4 protein-coding genes are annotated in these 17,714 nt (G+C 54.9%); all 4 read right to left on the reverse strand.

Annotated features, from left to right (window positions below; translation table 11 throughout):
- Positions 1–1,772: OmpA family protein (locus tag ACTJIK_RS00005; protein ID WP_440644178.1), on the reverse strand; the 1,772-nt coding region annotated here is incomplete at its 3' end.
- 19 nt (positions 1,773–1,791) lie between these two features.
- Positions 1,792–2,793 carry a PorP/SprF family type IX secretion system membrane protein gene (locus tag ACTJIK_RS00010; RefSeq protein ID WP_440644179.1) on the reverse strand — a complete coding sequence of 334 codons (1,002 nt, stop codon included), beginning with the start codon at positions 2,791–2,793 and terminating at the stop codon, positions 1,792–1,794.
- Positions 2,794–2,834: 41 nt separating this feature from the next.
- Complete coding sequence (locus ACTJIK_RS00015) at positions 2,835–15,461, reverse strand: Calx-beta domain-containing protein (RefSeq protein WP_440644180.1); 12,627 nt, start codon at positions 15,459–15,461, stop codon at positions 2,835–2,837.
- Between the two features lie 440 nt (positions 15,462–15,901).
- A complete protein-coding gene (locus ACTJIK_RS00020; RefSeq protein WP_440644181.1) occupies positions 15,902–17,704 on the reverse strand; it encodes a DUF5107 domain-containing protein in 1,803 nt (600 codons plus the stop codon).
- Positions 17,705–17,714 lie beyond the last annotated feature (10 nt).

Here is a 17,714-nt window from a genome sequence, read left to right on the forward strand (position 1 = left end):
GGCACGCCGTCCTTACACCTGTTCACCGGTTCCAGCTCGCCTTTGTTCGCGTAATAGAGGCGTTTCGGGTCGATGCCTTTATTCACGAGATAATCGATCACGGAGAAGCAACGCAGGGCAGACAGATCGGTGTTATACTGATCCGCGCCGCGGTTGTCCGCAAACGAAGCGATCACGATCTTCCAGTCCGGCCTGCGTTTCAGCACGTCGGCCACCCTGTCCAGCACCTGCCGCGATTCGGTGAGCAGGCGGGCGCTGTTGTAGTCGTAGAGGAACTTCAGCTGCTCCAGCGTACGCCGGTCTTCTTCCTCTTCAGCGGTCAGCTGCCTGCGCACAGGCGGCTGGCCGGTGGTGCCCGTAGTGCCGGTCGTACCGGTGGAAGGCGTCACAGGCGGTTGTTTGCTGTGATCGATCACGCCTGGAGGAGCAATATGGTTCACCCGGTTGGTGTAATCCAGGTCCGCGAAATAATAAATATCATCACGGCCCATGCCGCCTGGTTTATTGGAGGACATATACCCTTCATAGCCATTGTGTTTGAGCACCAGGCCGATATCGTCCGCACCGGAGTTGAAAGGCGCTTTCATATTTTCCGGCGTTTCCCAGCTGGTTTTCCCGCCTTTCACGCGATAGATGTCATAACCGCCCAGCCCGGCGTAGCCTTTGCTGGAAAAGTAAAGGATGCCGTCTTCGTTCACGGTGGGGAATGTTTCCGCCGCGATGGTATTGATCTTATCCCCGCAGTTCACCGGCGAGCCCCAGTTGCCGTCAGCCTGTTTTTCAGCGTACCACAGGTCCGTTTGCCCGAAACCGCCGGGGCGGTCCGACACGAAATACAGGATGCTGCCGTCCGTATTGAGCACCGCATGGCTGGAGGAATGGCCCGCCACGTTAATGCCCGGCAGCAGCACCATCTCGCCCCATTTGCCGCCGGTTTTAACGGACTGGTAGATCTGCAGCTGGCGCACCCCGTTCACCGGGCCTTTGCCGGTAAAGGGCACTTTCTTTCCCTGTATGTTGATGGTAGCATAGAGCGTATCTTCCGTGCGGTTCATGTTGACCGGGCCGATGTGGTAATCATATTTACCGAGCAGCTTCGGCACCAGCTCTTCCAGGTACATCGTGGCATTGCCTTGTGTGTATTGCTGGTATACGTAGGCTTTGTAAAAAGGCTGCTTCGTGCGCAGGTCCGTTTGCGGGTTGGATTCCGCATTGCCGTTGAGCACCAGTTCGCGGTAGCCGTTAGACATCAGCAGCAGTCCCTGTTTGATCACGCCGCTCACCAGGTCGGAGCCGGGTGTGTTCAGTTCTTTGAGCGGTTGGAGCTGCACCGGCGCGGGTTTCCACACGGCGGCGCTGTCGCAGCCGCGCAGCGCTATTTCTTTCAGCTTTATACTGTCTGCATTCGCAGTGGTGAACAGGGCGTATTGCTGCCGGGCGGAATCGTATTGTTCCAGCTGCCGCAGCGCTTCGCCGTAAGCGAAATAAGCCGCCGCAGGGTGATCCGGCCGTGCGATGATCTGCTGGTAAAAGCCCGCCGCTTCTTTAAAGTAGCCGATCTCCTGGTAGCTGCGCGCCATTTTCATGAGCAGGGCCACCGGCGTTCTGTCGCCTTTGCTGCGGGCCTGCCGTTTGTACAGCGCCCCTGCCACCGCATACTCTTCGCGTGCATAGGCTTCTTCAGCCAGTTGCAGCACGCTTTTCTGCTCCTGTGCATACAGGCTGCCGGCAAGCGTCATGGTCAGGATAAAGGTTAAACTGCGTCGTATCATACGTCCTTAAGTAATGGGTTTAAAAATACCGGGGATTCTGTACCGTGAATTTTTTGGAAGGGAATAAAAAGCCGAGGGAGATCTCATGCGATCCGCCCTGGTATCCCGCCATTTTATTCACGTTCAGATCGTAGGAATAACCGATGCGCAGCTGCTGGGTGGCATAGAATTCCACCATGGCGCTGGCCGCGTTCGTCTCCTGGAGGTCGCGCTGAAGGGCCGTCTTTTTCCAGATGCTCACATTGGTGCGGTAAGATCCGCCCACCCATATCCGGTCCCCGATCAGCAGGAAGGCGTTCAGGTCCAGGCTGGTAGGCCCTTTGAAGTCTTCCTTCACCAGGAACGACGGCTTCAGCTGGAGCTTTTCCCCCAGCGGGAACACCGTACCCGCCGTTACATACAGGTGCTGCGTTTTGCGGATGGTGGAATAATTGTTGCCTTTCCAGTTATAGCGCGAAGCGTCGGAGTAAAGGGAAAAAAGATCCATGACAGACACACCGGCGTAGAACTTAGACGTGTAATAATACACGCCGAAACGCGCATCAGGTACCCAGGTGCTGGTTTTGCCGGTGGGAATGGCCACGTCGTCGTTGTCCACGTACTGCAGCGCCGCCCCGTCTATGGAATACTGGCTCACACCGCCGCCGATGCCGATGCACAGGCGTTTAGTGTTTTCCTCGTCCAGCGGGATGCGGTAGGAATAGGAACCGTAGAAAGACAATGCTTCCTGCGGCCCCAGCTGATCGAACAATACCTGTCCGCCCAGGCCCACCCTGCCTTCGCTGGCGGGCGTCACCCCGTCCAGGGATACGCCGCCGGTTCGCGGCGCTCCCGGGAAACCTGCCCACTGGTGGCGGTAGGTCGCATTCAGGTAGAGGTCTTCCTTATATCCGGCGTAGGCCGGGTTGATACTGAGCCCGTTGAAAACATACTGGCTGAACTGTATGTTCTGCTGCGCCACTGCGCAGGCTCCCGGGATGAGCAGCAAGACCATGATCCCTGCTCTGAGTATTGTTTGCATCTTTTTCTCTTTTAAGATCAGCAGATAAAAATGGTTTTCGCTTACCGCAGTATGGTCACCCATCCTTTATACTTTTTAATGCCGTCCGGTTTTTTCACTTCCAGGATATAGTAATAAGTGCCTTCGTTCAGGTTGGAACCATTCCAGTCGTTGCGGTAGTCGTTTGAACGGTATACCTGCCCGCCCCAGCGGTTGAATACCTGGAGCACTGATCCCGGATATTTTTCCAACCCGCCGATAATGAACCTTTCGTTCCTGCCGTCACCGTTCGGTGTAAACACGTTGGCGAATCCAAGGTCCTGGCCTTCTATCTGTAATCTCATTACAGCTTTATTGTTGGACATGTCAGGGTCTGTTGTGCCGCTGCCCACTTCAGCACCGGCTACAAGCCCGCCGCCTTCCGTGATCCTGCACCGCACTTCCATTTGTATGGATGCGCCAGGCATTACATCGCCAATGGTCCAGATCACCACACGGTTGGCCGCAGCAACGTTCACCTGGCCTCTTTCTGCATTGGTAGCCGCAGGCAGGCCCAGCTGCACCGGTAATGTATCCGTTACCACTACGCCTTCGGCAGAACCGTTGCCCACGTTCCTGACAGTGATCCGGTAGGTGATCTCCTGGCCAAGGCGGTAAGGCCCCATCGCCGGCTGAACGATCTCTTTTGTAATCGTGAGGTCGCCCCGCTCAATGTCTTCGCTGGTGATGGTCACTGTTGCCTGTGCCGGAACACCTGCTGTGTAAGTATACGTTGCAGACTGCCCGCCGCTGATCTGTAACATCACTGTTTCAGGATCTTCCACATCATTGTCGTCCATCACCTGTACGGGAACGGTAACAACTCCTTGTCCTGCGGGTATCGTAACGGTACCTGTAAGCGCATTGTAATCCGAGCCTGAAGTTGCGGAACCGCTGATGGTATACTGCACGGTAATCGCTTCCGCCGTGCGCTTGCCGTTTGCAAGACTGATCCTGAACTCGCCATGGGTAGCGGGTTCAGCAGCTGCGGGAACAGAGGCTGTTACCTGCAGGCTGAGACCGGTGTTATCGTTATCGGCAATATTTACGGTTGCGCTGTTGGCAGTGCCTATATTGATCGTGACGCCCGGAGAAGAAGCGCCGCCAAGGCCCATGATCACTGTTTCAACCGGTTCTATCAGATCGTCGTCCTGCACCGTAACCGGAACGGTCACGCTGCTGCTGCCTGCGGGGATCACCACGGTGCCGGTGAGGGCGGTATAATCTGCACCATCGGTTGCTGTGCCGCTGATGGTATAGGTAACGGTAATGTTTGCGGGCGCTACCTTGCCACCTGCTATGCTGACGGTGAATGCGCCGTTCGTTGCGTTTTCTGCCGCAGCGGGCGTGCTTGCGCTTACGATTACCTCCACATTGTCGTCATCATCATCCGCAATAACCACCGTAGCGCTGGTTCCCGCTGAGAAGCTGAGGCCGGAAGTGGAGCTGCCGCCGGTGATAGCCAGTATGGCAGTTTCATCGCCTTCTATCAGCTGGTCGTCTGTTACATCCACGGGAACGCTCACACTGTTTTGGCCGGCGGGTATGATCACGGAGCCGCTCAGGGCACTGTAGTCCGTACCTGCTGTAACAGTGCCGCCGACGGTGTAGTTCACGGTAATATCTTCAAACGAAGTGATATTATTAGCCAGCCTGATGATGAAGTTGCCATCGGTTCCGGGTTCTGCCGCGTCTGTTCCTTTGACGGCATCCAGTACCAGGTTGGCCGGTACCGCATCATCATCCGCAATGTTCACGGTTGCGTTGCCGGTGCCGGTAAATACAAGGCTGCCGGATGTACCGCCATTGAGGGTGAGTATCACCGTTTCAACCGGTTCGATCACCTGGTCGTTTATGGCGGCAACAGGAACGGATACATTGGTTTGCCCCGCAAGGATCACCGCTGTGCCGGTAAGGGCCGTGTAATCAGCACCTGCGCCGGCGCTTCCGCTGATGGTATAGTTCACGGTCACATCAGCAGATGAGAGGATGCCGCCCGGCAGGCTGACGATAAAGCTGCCGTCCGCACCGCCTTCCGTTGCATCGCCGCCTTTGCTGACTGTCAGCGCCAGGTTGGCGGGTACTGTCCTTTCATTGTCTGCAATATTCACGGTTGCGCTGCCTGTACCGGTGAATGTAAAGTTCTGGCTGGTACCGCCGGCAAGTGTAGCAATTACTGTTTCTGTTGCTTCTATAATATTATCGTCTGCCACGATTACCGGTATACTTATGCTGCTCTGACCGGCAGGAATGGTTACCGTGCCGTTGAGAGCTGTATAATCGGCGCTGCTGGCGGCCGTGCCTGCTACTGTATAAGTCACCTCGATGTCTTCCGCTACGGTCACACCTGTAGGAAGACTGATGATAAAGCTGCCGTTGGTAGCGGGTTCCAGGCCGTCTCCAACTTTTGTAATGGTCAGCGCGAAGTTGGCCGGCATTGTACGCTCATCATCGTTGATGTTGACGATTGCATTACCGGAACCAGTGAAAATAACGCCGCCGGCGCTGCCGCCCGTAAGAGTGGCGATCACCGTTTCCGTTGTTTCTATCACCCGGTCGTCCATCACGGCAACCGGTATGCTTACACCAGGTTGTCCCGCAGGAATCACCGCGGTGCCGCTGAGTGCGGTGTAATCAGTACGGCTGGTAGCCGTGCCGGCTACGGTATAGGTCACCGTCACATCTTCCGAAGAAGTAATACCCTGAGGCAGGCTGATCACGAAGCTGCCGCCAGTGGCAGGCTCTGATGCATCAGTGCCTTTGCTGATGGTCAATGCCAGGTTTGCAGGTACAGCGACGTCGTCATCCGCGATGTTCACCGTTGCATTGCCGGTGCCGGTAAAGACGAGGCTGCCGGACGTACCGCCATTGAGAGTGAGTATTACCGTTTCAACCGGTTCGATCACCTGGTCGTTTATGGAAGTAATTGGAACAGAGACATTGGTTTGTCCCGCAAGGATCACCGCCGTACCGCCAAGGGCTGTGTAATCAGCACCTGCGCCGGCGCTTCCGCTGATGGTATAGTTCACTGTCACATCAGTTGATGAGATAATGCCGCCCGGCAGGCTGATGATAAAGCTGCCGTCCGCACCGCCTTCCGTTGCATCGCTGCCTTTGCTGACTGTCAGCGCGAGGTTGGCGGGTACTGTGCTTTCGTCGTCTGCAATATTCACGATAGCATTGCCGGTGCCGGTAAATGTAAAGCTGGTGCTGGTAGCGCCCGCAAGCTCTACAACTACTGTTTCCGTTGCTTCCAGTATGTTATCGTTGATGACCGTAACAGGAACGGCTACGCTATTCTGGTCCGCAGGGATGGTAACTGTTCCGGAAAGAGCGGCATAGTCGGCATCCGCAGTGGCTGCGCCGGATACGGTGTAGTTCACGGTGATGTCTTCCGCAACGGTCACGCCAGCCGGGAGGCTGATCGTAAAGCTTCCGTGCGTGCCCGGTTCTGCCGCGTCAGCCGTTTTCACGATGCTGATGGTCAGGTTCCCGGGGGTATTGTCATCGTCTGTGATATCCATCGCGGCGCTGCCGGTGCCGCTGAAGGTAAAGCTGGTGCTGCTGCCGCCGGTTACTTCGAGGATGACCGTTTCTGTGCTTTCAATTAACTGATCGTCTGTTATTATCAGGGGCAGGTCTACACTGTTATCACCTGCGGGGATCACTACCGTACCGGAAAGCAGGCTGTAATCCTGGCCGCCGATCGCGGTTCCGGAGATGGAATAGTTGACCGTGATATCCTCGGTTGCCGTCAGGCCTTCCGGCAGTGCGATATTGAATGCGCCATTTGTAGCAGGTTCTGCCGCATCTGAAGTTTTCGTTACGGTCAATACCCGGTTTGCCGGTGCATTATCGTCGTCCGTAATATGCACCAATGTGCTGCCTGTACCGGTGAAAGTAAAGCTGGTGCTGGTGCCGCCGGCAAGTGCCGGGACGACGTATTCCGCACCTTCTATCAAGTCGTCATTTATAACAGCTACGGGTATGGTCACACTACCCCGCCCTGCCGGGATCACTGCCGTACCTGTGAATGCCACGTAATCTGCACCCGCTGTGGCCGGGCCGGCCACGGTGAAGTTCACGGTGATGTCTTCGGATACCCTGATACCTGTGGGCAGGCTGATGGTAAAGCTGCCATCGGTACCAGGTTCTGAGGCATCGCCGCTATTACCGATCGTCAGCGCCAGATTGGCGGGCACAGTGCTTTCATCGTCCCCGATGTTGACTATCGCATTGCCAGTACCAGTAAAGGTAAAGCTGGCGCTGTTGCCACCTGCGAGCGTCATGATCACGGTCTCTGCCGGTTCGATCACCGGATCGTCCGCTATAGTAACGGAAACGGATACGCTGTTTTGTCCGGCCGGGATCATCACAGCCCCGGTGATGGCGGTGTAGTCATCACCAGGAGTGGCGGTGCCGCTGATCGTATAATTGACCGTTACATCTTCTGTAGATGATACGCCTGCGGGCAGACTGATGATAAAGTTGCCGTTGGTACCCGGTTCCGCACCATCTGCTCCTTTGCTGATAGTGAGGGCCAGGCTGCCTGTGCTTTCGTCGTCAGCGATATTTACCGTCGCATTGCCTGTGCCGGTGAAGGCAAAGCTTGTGCTGCTGCCCCCGGTGAGTGTAGCAATTACGGTTTCGGCCTGTTCAATGAGCTGGTCGTCTGTGATCGTTACCGGTATGCTCACGCCGGGCTGGCCTGCGGGGATCACCGCTGTGCCGGAAAGGGCTGTGTAGTCCGCACCCGCTGTAGCTGAGCCGGATACGGAATAGCTCACCGTCACGTCTTCAGATATGGTAATGCCGGCAGGCAGGCTGATGCTGAAGCCGCCGTTGGTGAGCGGTTCAGCGCCATCGGATGTTTTGCTGATGCTCAGCGCCAGGTTCACCGGTACGCTGCTTTCATCGTCTGCGATATCCACGGTTGCGTTGCCCGCGCCGGTGAAAGTAAAGCTGGTGCTGGTGCCGCCGGCAAGTGTGACGATCACCGTTTCGACCGGTTCCACTACCTGGTCGTCCGCCACGGCCACGGGAATATTCACGCTGCCCTGGCCCGCGGGGATCACCACAGCGCCGGTAAGGGCCGTGTAATCCGCGCCAGGCGAGGCAGTGCCGGCAACAGTATAGTTCACGGTCACGTCTTCAGCCACCGTGATGCCTGCGGGCAGGGAAACGCGGAACATGCCGCCGGTACCTGGCTCGGTTGCGTCGCTGATTTTGGTGACCGCCAGGCTAAGGTTAGCCGGCGTATTATCGTTATCGACGATATTGGAGGTAGCCTCGTCAGCTACAGGATCGACCGTCCAGGTGAAACCGTTGGAAGTGGCGCCGGTAATGGTCAGCACTACTGTTTCAGTGTTTTCGATCACCTGGTCGTCCACTGCCGGTGTGCTCACCACAACGCCGGGCTGCCCTGCGGGGATCACGGCGGTGCCGCTTAAAGCAGTGTAATCCGTTCCACTCAGCGCGGTGCCGCTCACGGTGTATGCAACGGTGATGTCTTCTGGGCTGAGAATCCCGGACGGCAGGCTGATGGTGAAGCTGGAGACATTCGCTGTTCCTTCGGCGGCATCAGTTCCCGGGGCAATGCTGATCACTGTATTAGCTGCGGTATTCTCATCATCGGCAATATTTACAATGGCATTACCGCTGCCGCTTGCAGGCGTAAAGTTCACGCTACCTGCTGTGCCGCCGTTGACCGTCAGGGTAACGGTCTCAACATTCTCTACCAGCTGATCGTCATTTACAACCACCGGTACAGTGATGCTGTTCTGCCCCGCGGGGATCGTCAGCGTGGAAGGCAGGGCGCCGTAATCGTTGCCGCTGCCGGCAACCGCGGTACCGCCTACCGTGAAGTCCAGGGTAATGTCAGTGGCTGATGTTACACCGGCTGGCAGGCTGATCGTAAATTCCCCGTTTGTGTTGGGTTCAGCCGCATTTCCACTGTTAGTAACATACAGGAGCATTTTGGCAGGGTCAAGATCATCGTCTGTGATATCCATTGCTACTGCATTGGCGGAGGGGTTGGGTGTATAGCTGAAACTGTTGTCATCCGTACCGGATACCATGGTCAGCACCAGTGTTTCGGTGCCTTCGATGATCTGGTCGTCCTGCACAATTACCGGGAGCGTTATGCTGTTCTGGTAAGCAGGCAATGTGATGGTGGAAATAGTATAATCCGCATTCTGGGCTGCGGCGCCGCTCATCGTGTACTGGAGGGTGATATCAGTGGATGAGCTGTACCCTGCCGGCAGGCTTACGGTGTAAACGCCGTTGGTAGACGGCTCTGCGGCATCCGTGGTTTTCGTTACGGACAATATGCGGTTGGCTGATGGAGCTGCGTCATTGTCCGCAATGTTTACCGTTATATTGCTATAAGCCGGATCGGGCGGGAATATGTAGGCGTTGCCTCCCCCGTCTGTCGCGCTGCCGGAAAGAAGGGTTATGGTCATTGTTTCAAGAGGTTCAATGATCTGGTCGTCCAGCACATTGAGGTTGACCGTAATGGCGGTGGTATTGGGCGGGATCACGATATTGCCCAGGGCCTGGTAGTCGAGGCCGGAGACGGCAGTGCCTGATATCTGGTATCCAACTGTTACCGGCCATGCGGAGACCGTACTTAAGCCAGCCAGTTTCACGGTGAAAGTGCCGTGAGCAGCAGGCTCTGAAGCATTGGTGCCGGTGAGCACCTGCAATTGTGAGCTGCTGGCAGCATTCGCGTCTACAATGTTTATCGTACCGCCCTTATTGGCAGGGTCGATAATGAAAGGGAAACTGGCAGAAGCTGCACCGTCAAGCGTCAGCACCACACTCTCAGGTCCTTCAATACTACCGTCGTTCCCCGCGTCAATATCGATGATCACTTCATTGGCGCCCGCGGGGATCACGATATTCCCGCCGCTCAGTCCCAGTATGGTATAGTCTATGTTCCTCCCCGCCGAGCCGCCGACAGTAAAGTTCACTACCACGTCTTCCGAGCTGGTAACGCCAGGCTGAAGAGAAACGCGGAATTGCCCGTTCGTGCCGCCTTCTATCGCGTCGGATACTTTTGTGAGCAATACAATGTTGCTGTTGGCCGCCAGATCATTATCGCTGATATCGGCTGTTGCGCTGCCGCTCGTGGAGCTGATGGTGTAAGTAAGATTAGCGGCCGTTGCGGTAGTTAAGGTAACTGTAACCGCTTCAGTGCTTTCTATTATTGTGTTGTCAATAACGTTAACTGGCAGGTCTGTGCCGTCTGTTCCAGCGGCTATAATGATCGAGCCGGACAGGGCGGTGTAGTCCGTACCTGGGGTAGCCGTACCGGTTACATTATAGGTTACCGTAATATTCTCGGAAGCGATCACACCTGCCGGCAGGCCAACGCGGAAGGTCCCGGATGTGCCGGGCTCCGCGGCATCCGCCGTTTTGGAGATGCTTACCTCACGGTTGGCGGTGGTGTTATCATTGTCTGTAATATTCACCGTTCCACTGCCGGCGGTAGTGCTGGCTGCGAACGAGAATGAGGTGGAAATGCCGCTGTTTACCGTCAGGATCACGGTTTCATCCGCTTCCACCAGGCCATCGTCCGTAACGGTGACGGGTACAACCACGGTGCTCTGGCCCGCGGGTATCACAACGCTGTTGGTAATGGTGGCATAATCGGTCCCGTTTATCGCGGTGCCGCTTATCGTATAATTTACAGTTACCGGCTCTGTAACCGTGATGGTTGCCGGAAGGCTGATCGTGAACGAACTGTGGGTAGCCGGCTCAGCGGCGTTGCCGTTGGCGGTAACGCTCAGTGTCCGGTTAGCGACTGTGTTGTCATTATCATTAAGAGGCATGGTTGCGCTGCCCTGCGTGGCGCTCGGTGCAAAATTGCCCAGCGTGGCTGTGGTGCCGCCCGTCAGCGTTACGATAATACTTTCAGTACCTTCTATGATCTTGTCGTCTATCGTGTTCACAAAGAAATCAACGTAATCCATGCCTGCCGGCATAACAACGCTGCTGCTTAGCGTATTGTAGTCAGTGCCGTTGAGCGCTGTACCGCTCAGCGTATAGCTAATGGTTATGTCTTCGGAGGTTTTTACGCCATTCGGCAGCCTGAACCGGATCAGGCCCGGGAAGGGGCCTTCGGTAACGGCACTTGAGGTTGATACTGTCAACTCCCTGTTCGCAGTACTGTTATCGTCGTCCGCAATATTTACCGTGGCATTGCCATTGGCCGTACTGAGGGTATAAGTATAGTTAGTGCCTGTTGCACCGCCGAGCGTTACCAGTACGGTTTCCGTATTTTCCATGAAGGCATCGCCAATAACGTTTACGGGCAATGAAACACCGTTTTGGCCTGCGGAAATGGCAGCGGTGCCGGTGAACGGCGCAGCGTCATAGTCCGCTGTGCCGGCTGAACCGCCAACGGTATAGGTTACGGTGATATTTTCTTCCGCCAGTACGCCCGTTGGCAGGCTGATGGTAAAGCCGCCGTTAATGTTGGGTTCCTGTGCATCCGCTGTTTTGGTAACGGACAGGATACGTTTGGCGGGTGTGAATCCATCCACTGTAACGGTTACAGTCCTCGCAGAATCGCAACCCTGCGGGCTGGTAACAGTGTAGGTGATATTAGCAGTGCCGGGCAATACGCCTGATACCACACCCGTGTTGCTCACGGTAGCGACAGCCGTGTTGCTGCTGCTCCATACGCCGCCTGGCGTGGTGTTGCCCAGGGAAGTGGTGCTGCCCTGGAATACGGTAAGGTTGCCGGTGATGTCGTTTACCGCCGGTATTGCGTTCACGGCCACTGTGGCGGTCTGGCTGGCGCTGCAACTGTTGCTGTTGGTAACGGTATAGGTCATAGTTGCGGTGCCGGGAGCAATGCCCGTCACTACGCCGCCTGCGTTAACGGTGGCAATGGCCGCATCACTGGTGCTCCAGGTGCCGCCTGCCGTGGCGCTGCTCAGGGTGGTGGTTTCGCCATCGCACACCGCAGTGGTACCGGTGATCGGGGCTACGGTCACTGTGCTCTTCGTGATCGTGATGGTATCGGCTATCGTACAACCGTCGGGGTATTGTACGGCTACCCTGTAGGCGCCGCCGTCGGTAATGGACAATGTTTTCCCGGTACTGCCGCCAGTCCATAAGTAGGTGGCGGAAGGGCCGGCAAAGAAACCGTCTGTGTTCAGCACAATGGGGAACGCTTCGGCGCAGACGGTGCGGTTCGGGCCTAAGCCGGTAATGGTGGCGGAGTTGTCGTAAGGTGATATGTCCCAGTTCACATTGCCGCCAAGATCCACGGAATGTTCCCTTGCCTTGAAGGGGGTGGCACCTGCGGCAGTAATACGGTTAAGACGGATATAATCAAAATCAACCGTGCCGCTCGTTTTTGTAATGGTGGCATTCGTTGTGGATGAACTGACGATCTGCGTGGGATTGCAGGGAGAGCCGCTGCCATACCACGCATCGTTGATAGTGGTATTGGTACCGCTATAGAAAGTGTAGGTCTTGCCAGGTGCGAATATCAGCGTATCGATGACGTTGCCGGTTCCTGTGATGGTTCCCTTTCCTTTAAACTCCAGGCGGTCGATGGTATTGCTGGCTCCGATATACACCTTTGAACTGACATGGGAATTGCTGAACAGGAGATCTTTGATAGTAGTGTTATAAATAGTTACAGCGTTATCATCAGTGGTGGTTACTTCCACTATATTATATACGCCTGCATTAGACCTGAAGAGATTCCCCGTTATCCGGGAGCCGGCAGCCTGCACGGTTTTGTTGGCTCCATAGGCGTGCCAGCCGCCATTGATGGTGGCGTTGGTGATATTCATACTAACAGGACTTGCCGTAGAGTTGTCACTGATATATTCCACTGTTACCGTCCGGTTGCTGAGGTCGAGGTTACCGCTAAGCAGAAGCACAATGGTATTTGCGCGATTGAAATTATCCGTGAATGTAAGCTTACCGCCATTCACCTTCCTGATTACAAAGTCGAAATCGCCCAGTCCTGCGCCATTGGAAGTGATCGTACTATTGGCCGGTCCGGTGAAAGTCACGGGGGTTCCGGAATAGGGCGCAGTCATCTGCACAGCAGGGTTCATCACCAGGTTGCCCCAGATCTCCAGGTTAAAGGCCCCATTTTTATTAAAGACTGGCGAGAAACCGGCGCCTGTCCAGTCCATGTTACGGCAATAGGCATGGCCCTGGGCGATCGTTACAGTGCTGCTGCCGCTGCTGAAGCTGTTTGCATTGAAGTACACATCATTAGCTACTGTGGGTACACATGCGCCACCCGGGCCCCCGGATGTGGTCGACCAGTGTGTGTTATCGTTCCAGTCGCCGCTGCCCCCCACCCAATAACGTGCGCCGCTGGCAGATGAGGTGATGGTCCAGCCGGAATTGCCGCCTGCGTCTGCCCCGGCAACGGCAACCGGAATACCTGTTCCTGTTGCGGCCATATTTTCCAACAACACATTGCGGATGTCTTTGGTGGATGAAGGCCCGAAGGTGATCGTAGCTACTCCTCCCAACCCTCTCATCTCACCCAGCCCGGAACAGTCGGGATTGTTATAGCGTAAAAGGCCGTTGATGGTCTGTGTATTCCGGAAATTGTAATTGCGGGAAGGGGCCAGCAGCAGGTTATTAATGGTATTGTTACCCCGGATTTCCGCAGCGCCATGAAATTCCAGCGTACCGATAACATTGCCGCCGCTAAGCGCAATGGTATTGGGAATGGGGTCTGTGGAGGTGAACGTCAGTTCTGTAAAGTTGGTGCCGGAGATAGCGACATTGTTTCCGGAAACACCGCAATGCACTTTGGGAAATGTGAGGCCGTTGCTAACGAAACCGGCATTCGCAGTGACAAAGGAACCGGCTGCATTATTTACCCAGGTTACGCCTGTAGCTCCCAGCCGCCAGTTATCCACCGTAATCGTGGAATTGGAGATGTCGATCGTACGCCCGAGGCCGCTCGCGGTTATAAAAGCCTGCATTTTGACGGTACGGTTAGCCATAGACAATACTCCCCTTGTATGGGTAAATATCAGCGTGGAAAAATTGACATTATCCATGAAGGTGAGTCCCCCGGCAAGATCCGCTTTATAGACCTGGAGACTCAGGGTGCCACTGTTGCATCCATTGAATGTGATTGTGTTCAATTCTGTTCCAGCCGCCATCAAGTTGACGTTCATGGTGACGGTAGGGTCCAGTACAATATTGCCCCAGGCTTCCAGCCAGATCGATGCTGACTGATTGAGAACCGGCGCTGCCGCTACGTTTGTCCAGGTCATGTTATGGCACCAGGCCGGGCCGGTAACGGATACGGTATTATTTCCCGCGGCAAACCCGCTATTCGCGTCGAATATTACATCGTCGCCCGTAAACGGAACACAGGCCCCCCCAGTCCCGCCGCTGGAGGCAGCCCAATGGCTTTTGTCATTCCAGTCTCCCGCACCGCCTACCCAATACAGCGTGGTACCGGTCGCGCGGGGTTGAAAGTTCCAGTTGGTATTGCCGCCTCCGTCCGCTCCGGTTACAGCGATAGGAAGCGTAACGCTTCCGGCTGCAGCCAGGTTGGACATATATACATTCCGCACATCCACTACCGCACCGGGTCCGAATGTGATGGTCGCGCCGGTGCCGGATCCGCTTATCTGCGACAGGGCGTCGCAATCCGGCGTGTTGGCATGCAGCGAACCCGTGATCGTATTATTACCTACGAATGCGAATCCAGGGTTGCTGGGCGCAATGTAAAGGTCTTTGATCACGTTTCCCCCGCCAACGATCGCCCCGCCGCTTTTAAACTCCAGGCGGTCTATGGTATTATTGGCGCCGATCCGCAGCTGGTTGGCGAGTCCTGTTGTACTGGTAAACGTGAGTTCGCCAAAGGTGGTATTACTGATAGCTATAGCTGTACCGGTGGGCGCCGTAACATCCACCTTTGGAAAGCTGAAGCGGTCGGAATGGAAGACCAGCGCACTGATGTAAGAATTCGTGGTATTAATGGTATTGTTGGTGCCCCTGTAGTCCCAGGTACCGGAAAGCGTGAACGAGGCATTACTGATGTCCACACTCCGGGTGTTGTTATTGTTACCGCTGAAATTCTGAAAACTATGCGTAAAATCAGACATATCCAGGTGGCCGGTTGTCAGGGTAACTGTGGTTACAACCAATGCTCCCGGAACTCCATCCAGCAATGTAAGGCTCCCGCCCGGTTTGTTAACAGTAATAGGGTTGTACCACCCCGTCGCCGGATACCTGCCGGCGCCGTTAAATTTGAGGGTTGCATTACCGCCCCCGACAAAGTTGATGCCCTGGGTTCCATATCGAACAGAAGCGGCCAGCTCGAGGTTGCCATAAACGTACAAAGGCTGACCACGATAAATAAAATTTGCGGCGGCAGTTACGCCGTTCCATCTCATGTTCCGGCAATAGGCAGGGCTGGCGGTAGGCAGATCTATAACAGAGCCGTTCACCAGTCCGCTGTTGGCATCAAAATACACATCGTCATTGAGATTGGGAATGATCGAATGATCCGCAGGGCCGCCAGAAGTTTTGGACCAGTGGCTCAGTTCGTTCCACGAACCCGCGCCACCTACCCAATAAAAATCAGCTGCATACAAACGGGATACGAATAAAGCGAAGATGCTCAGCAGTACAAATTTTTTCATTTTTCAGGATATGATAGGGAACAAAAAAGTACTACCCGCCTTATGAAAGAAGGTGGGCAAAACGTGTTATGCTATTAAAGGTTTTGTGGGATGTATATGTCATTACATAGGAATGGTATTACATGGCTCATGATCACAACAAGATCTCCCGGAACGAAAGCTAATTCATGTTAAAAAAAAACTTTATAGTAATTATTCGAAGCGCTTGTAGGAATTGTACTACATTTTACTTTTATACGAAATCAAAAGAATAAATCCTCCTCCCTGGGAAATTAATGGTTCTGCGAAGGCCGGTATAGGTATTGAGCCTGGAGAAATTATAATATCTATGTTGTGCAAAAACGGCAACTGGTTGCAACACCAAAACTATCCAGATAAGAAAACGCATTATAACGTGTTTTACCCGGGAAGGACGTTGCGTTGTTTAGCGCGGCAGCCGCTTATTCATATTCCCGGTAAGCCCCGAACCTCGCCAGCTGGTCCTCTCCCAGCTGCGGAGGTACCGGCAATGCGGGAATTCCCAATTGCTCGCATATCTGCATCCATAAACCGGTACGGGTATAGGTTTGATGTACTTTTTGAAACCGGGTGCTCAGCAACAGGTCTTTCGCTTGCTGCACCTGTTTTTTGTCGATCAGCAGCTGCACTCTTCTTTCAATGATCCACTCGTCCGCCAGCGCATCCACGGCCGACAGCCAGCGCTCGCGCTCAGCAGTCATCTGCGGCCCCATGGCGCGGAGCAGCTTGTCTCTTTCCACTACCACCTGCGGATGCAGCAGTACCCACTTCTCGTTGACGGCTTCCATCGCTTTCCAGGCGCCGGTGAGGTCGCCGTTGAGTTTCAGCAGCCTGGCCAGCAACGCTTTTGCAAGTCCCATCCTGTTAGCAGAAAGGGTTTGCATGGCTTCTTTGCTTCTTCCGCGACCGGCCTGCCAGGCAGCGTAATAATACTCCCACAGCTCCCTGGTTTCCCCGTTTGTTCTGCTGATGGCATATTGAAAAGGTGCATCCATATTCTCCATACCCGAAGGCGCCCAGATGTATTGATCAACAGGCGGAGGCAACGGCAATGCTGCTTTAGCCGCAAAGGCGCTCACCAGCTTGTTCCAAACCTGCACCTCCTTTTCCCTGGCCCAGCTAAATAAGGGGATATCTTTTACCGGCCTTAATTTGACGACAGGCGTTTCCAGGGAACGGATATCCAGTTCGCGGTCTGCCTGTATCCAATATTCCACATGCCAGCGTGTTTCTTGGGGCCGCAGTTCCAGCTTGATGGATTGATCTCCAATTGGGCCTCCCTGCAACTCAATATACGGCGCGATCCGTGCGGTGCTCAGCATCGCCCAGGCACTGTCCGCTCCCCTGCCGTAGCTCCACAATTTAATGCCCGGCGCGATCCGGTTATCGGCTATATGATATAATCCTGTGCCCAGCGACGGGGTATAGGCACCGAAGGCGTTCACATCTTTTGTTTTCCAGAAATAACCCGTCATTTCCTTTATGTCTGCTTCGGTACGCGGCCCGCGGCTGGCCCAGTCGAAAGTATCGATGCGGGAAGCATGCGACAGTACCTGCCCTTCAGGAAAATTATATTTCGTGTCGGCTGCGGAAGGCAGCGCCGCGTTGGACCAACTCATCCACGGGTAAGCGCTGGCACCGGGGTTATAAAATTTAACCCGCTCTGTCAGAAAATTATCCGCCACCCCCAGGGAATATTCAACGGACCATTGCATGCCAAAGCGCAGCTCCTTTTCCCCGCAGGTGACGTAGGTTCTCCCCTGCGTGCGGTCTATCCTGTACAGCACGGCCTCATTCTGCGAAGGCGAATGGGAGATCGGGAAGCTCACTTCAATGCCGCCGGCCACAAAATAAAAGCGTGGCAATATCCTTGTTTGCCGGATCACATCCGGTACGTACAACACCTCCTTTCCCGATCTTTTATGGATCATGGAGAACACTTTACCTCCCAGGTCGGGACATACCGTAACTTTCAGCGAGTCATTTTCCAGGGTTACAAAACGGTATTTTTTCAGCACAGGCCTGTTGGAAGTTTCCGCGTAGCTCATGTAAGGGTATACGCCGTTCGGGTCAAACACTGTGGGAATGGGACCGGCAGGCGTAAGCGTATGGGTGAGCAGGTAGTCTACGTATTCCGAGCAAGTCACTTTACCTGTCGTATGCTGACCTGTACATCTGCCGGCAATACTACCTGCAAGCAGCAGTAACATTATCCTGATATTCATTAGCCGGAGT

It is taken from the genome of Chitinophaga sp. 22620, from assembly GCF_052044405.1.
In the GTDB taxonomy this organism is placed as follows: Bacteria; Bacteroidota; Bacteroidia; order Chitinophagales; family Chitinophagaceae; genus Chitinophaga.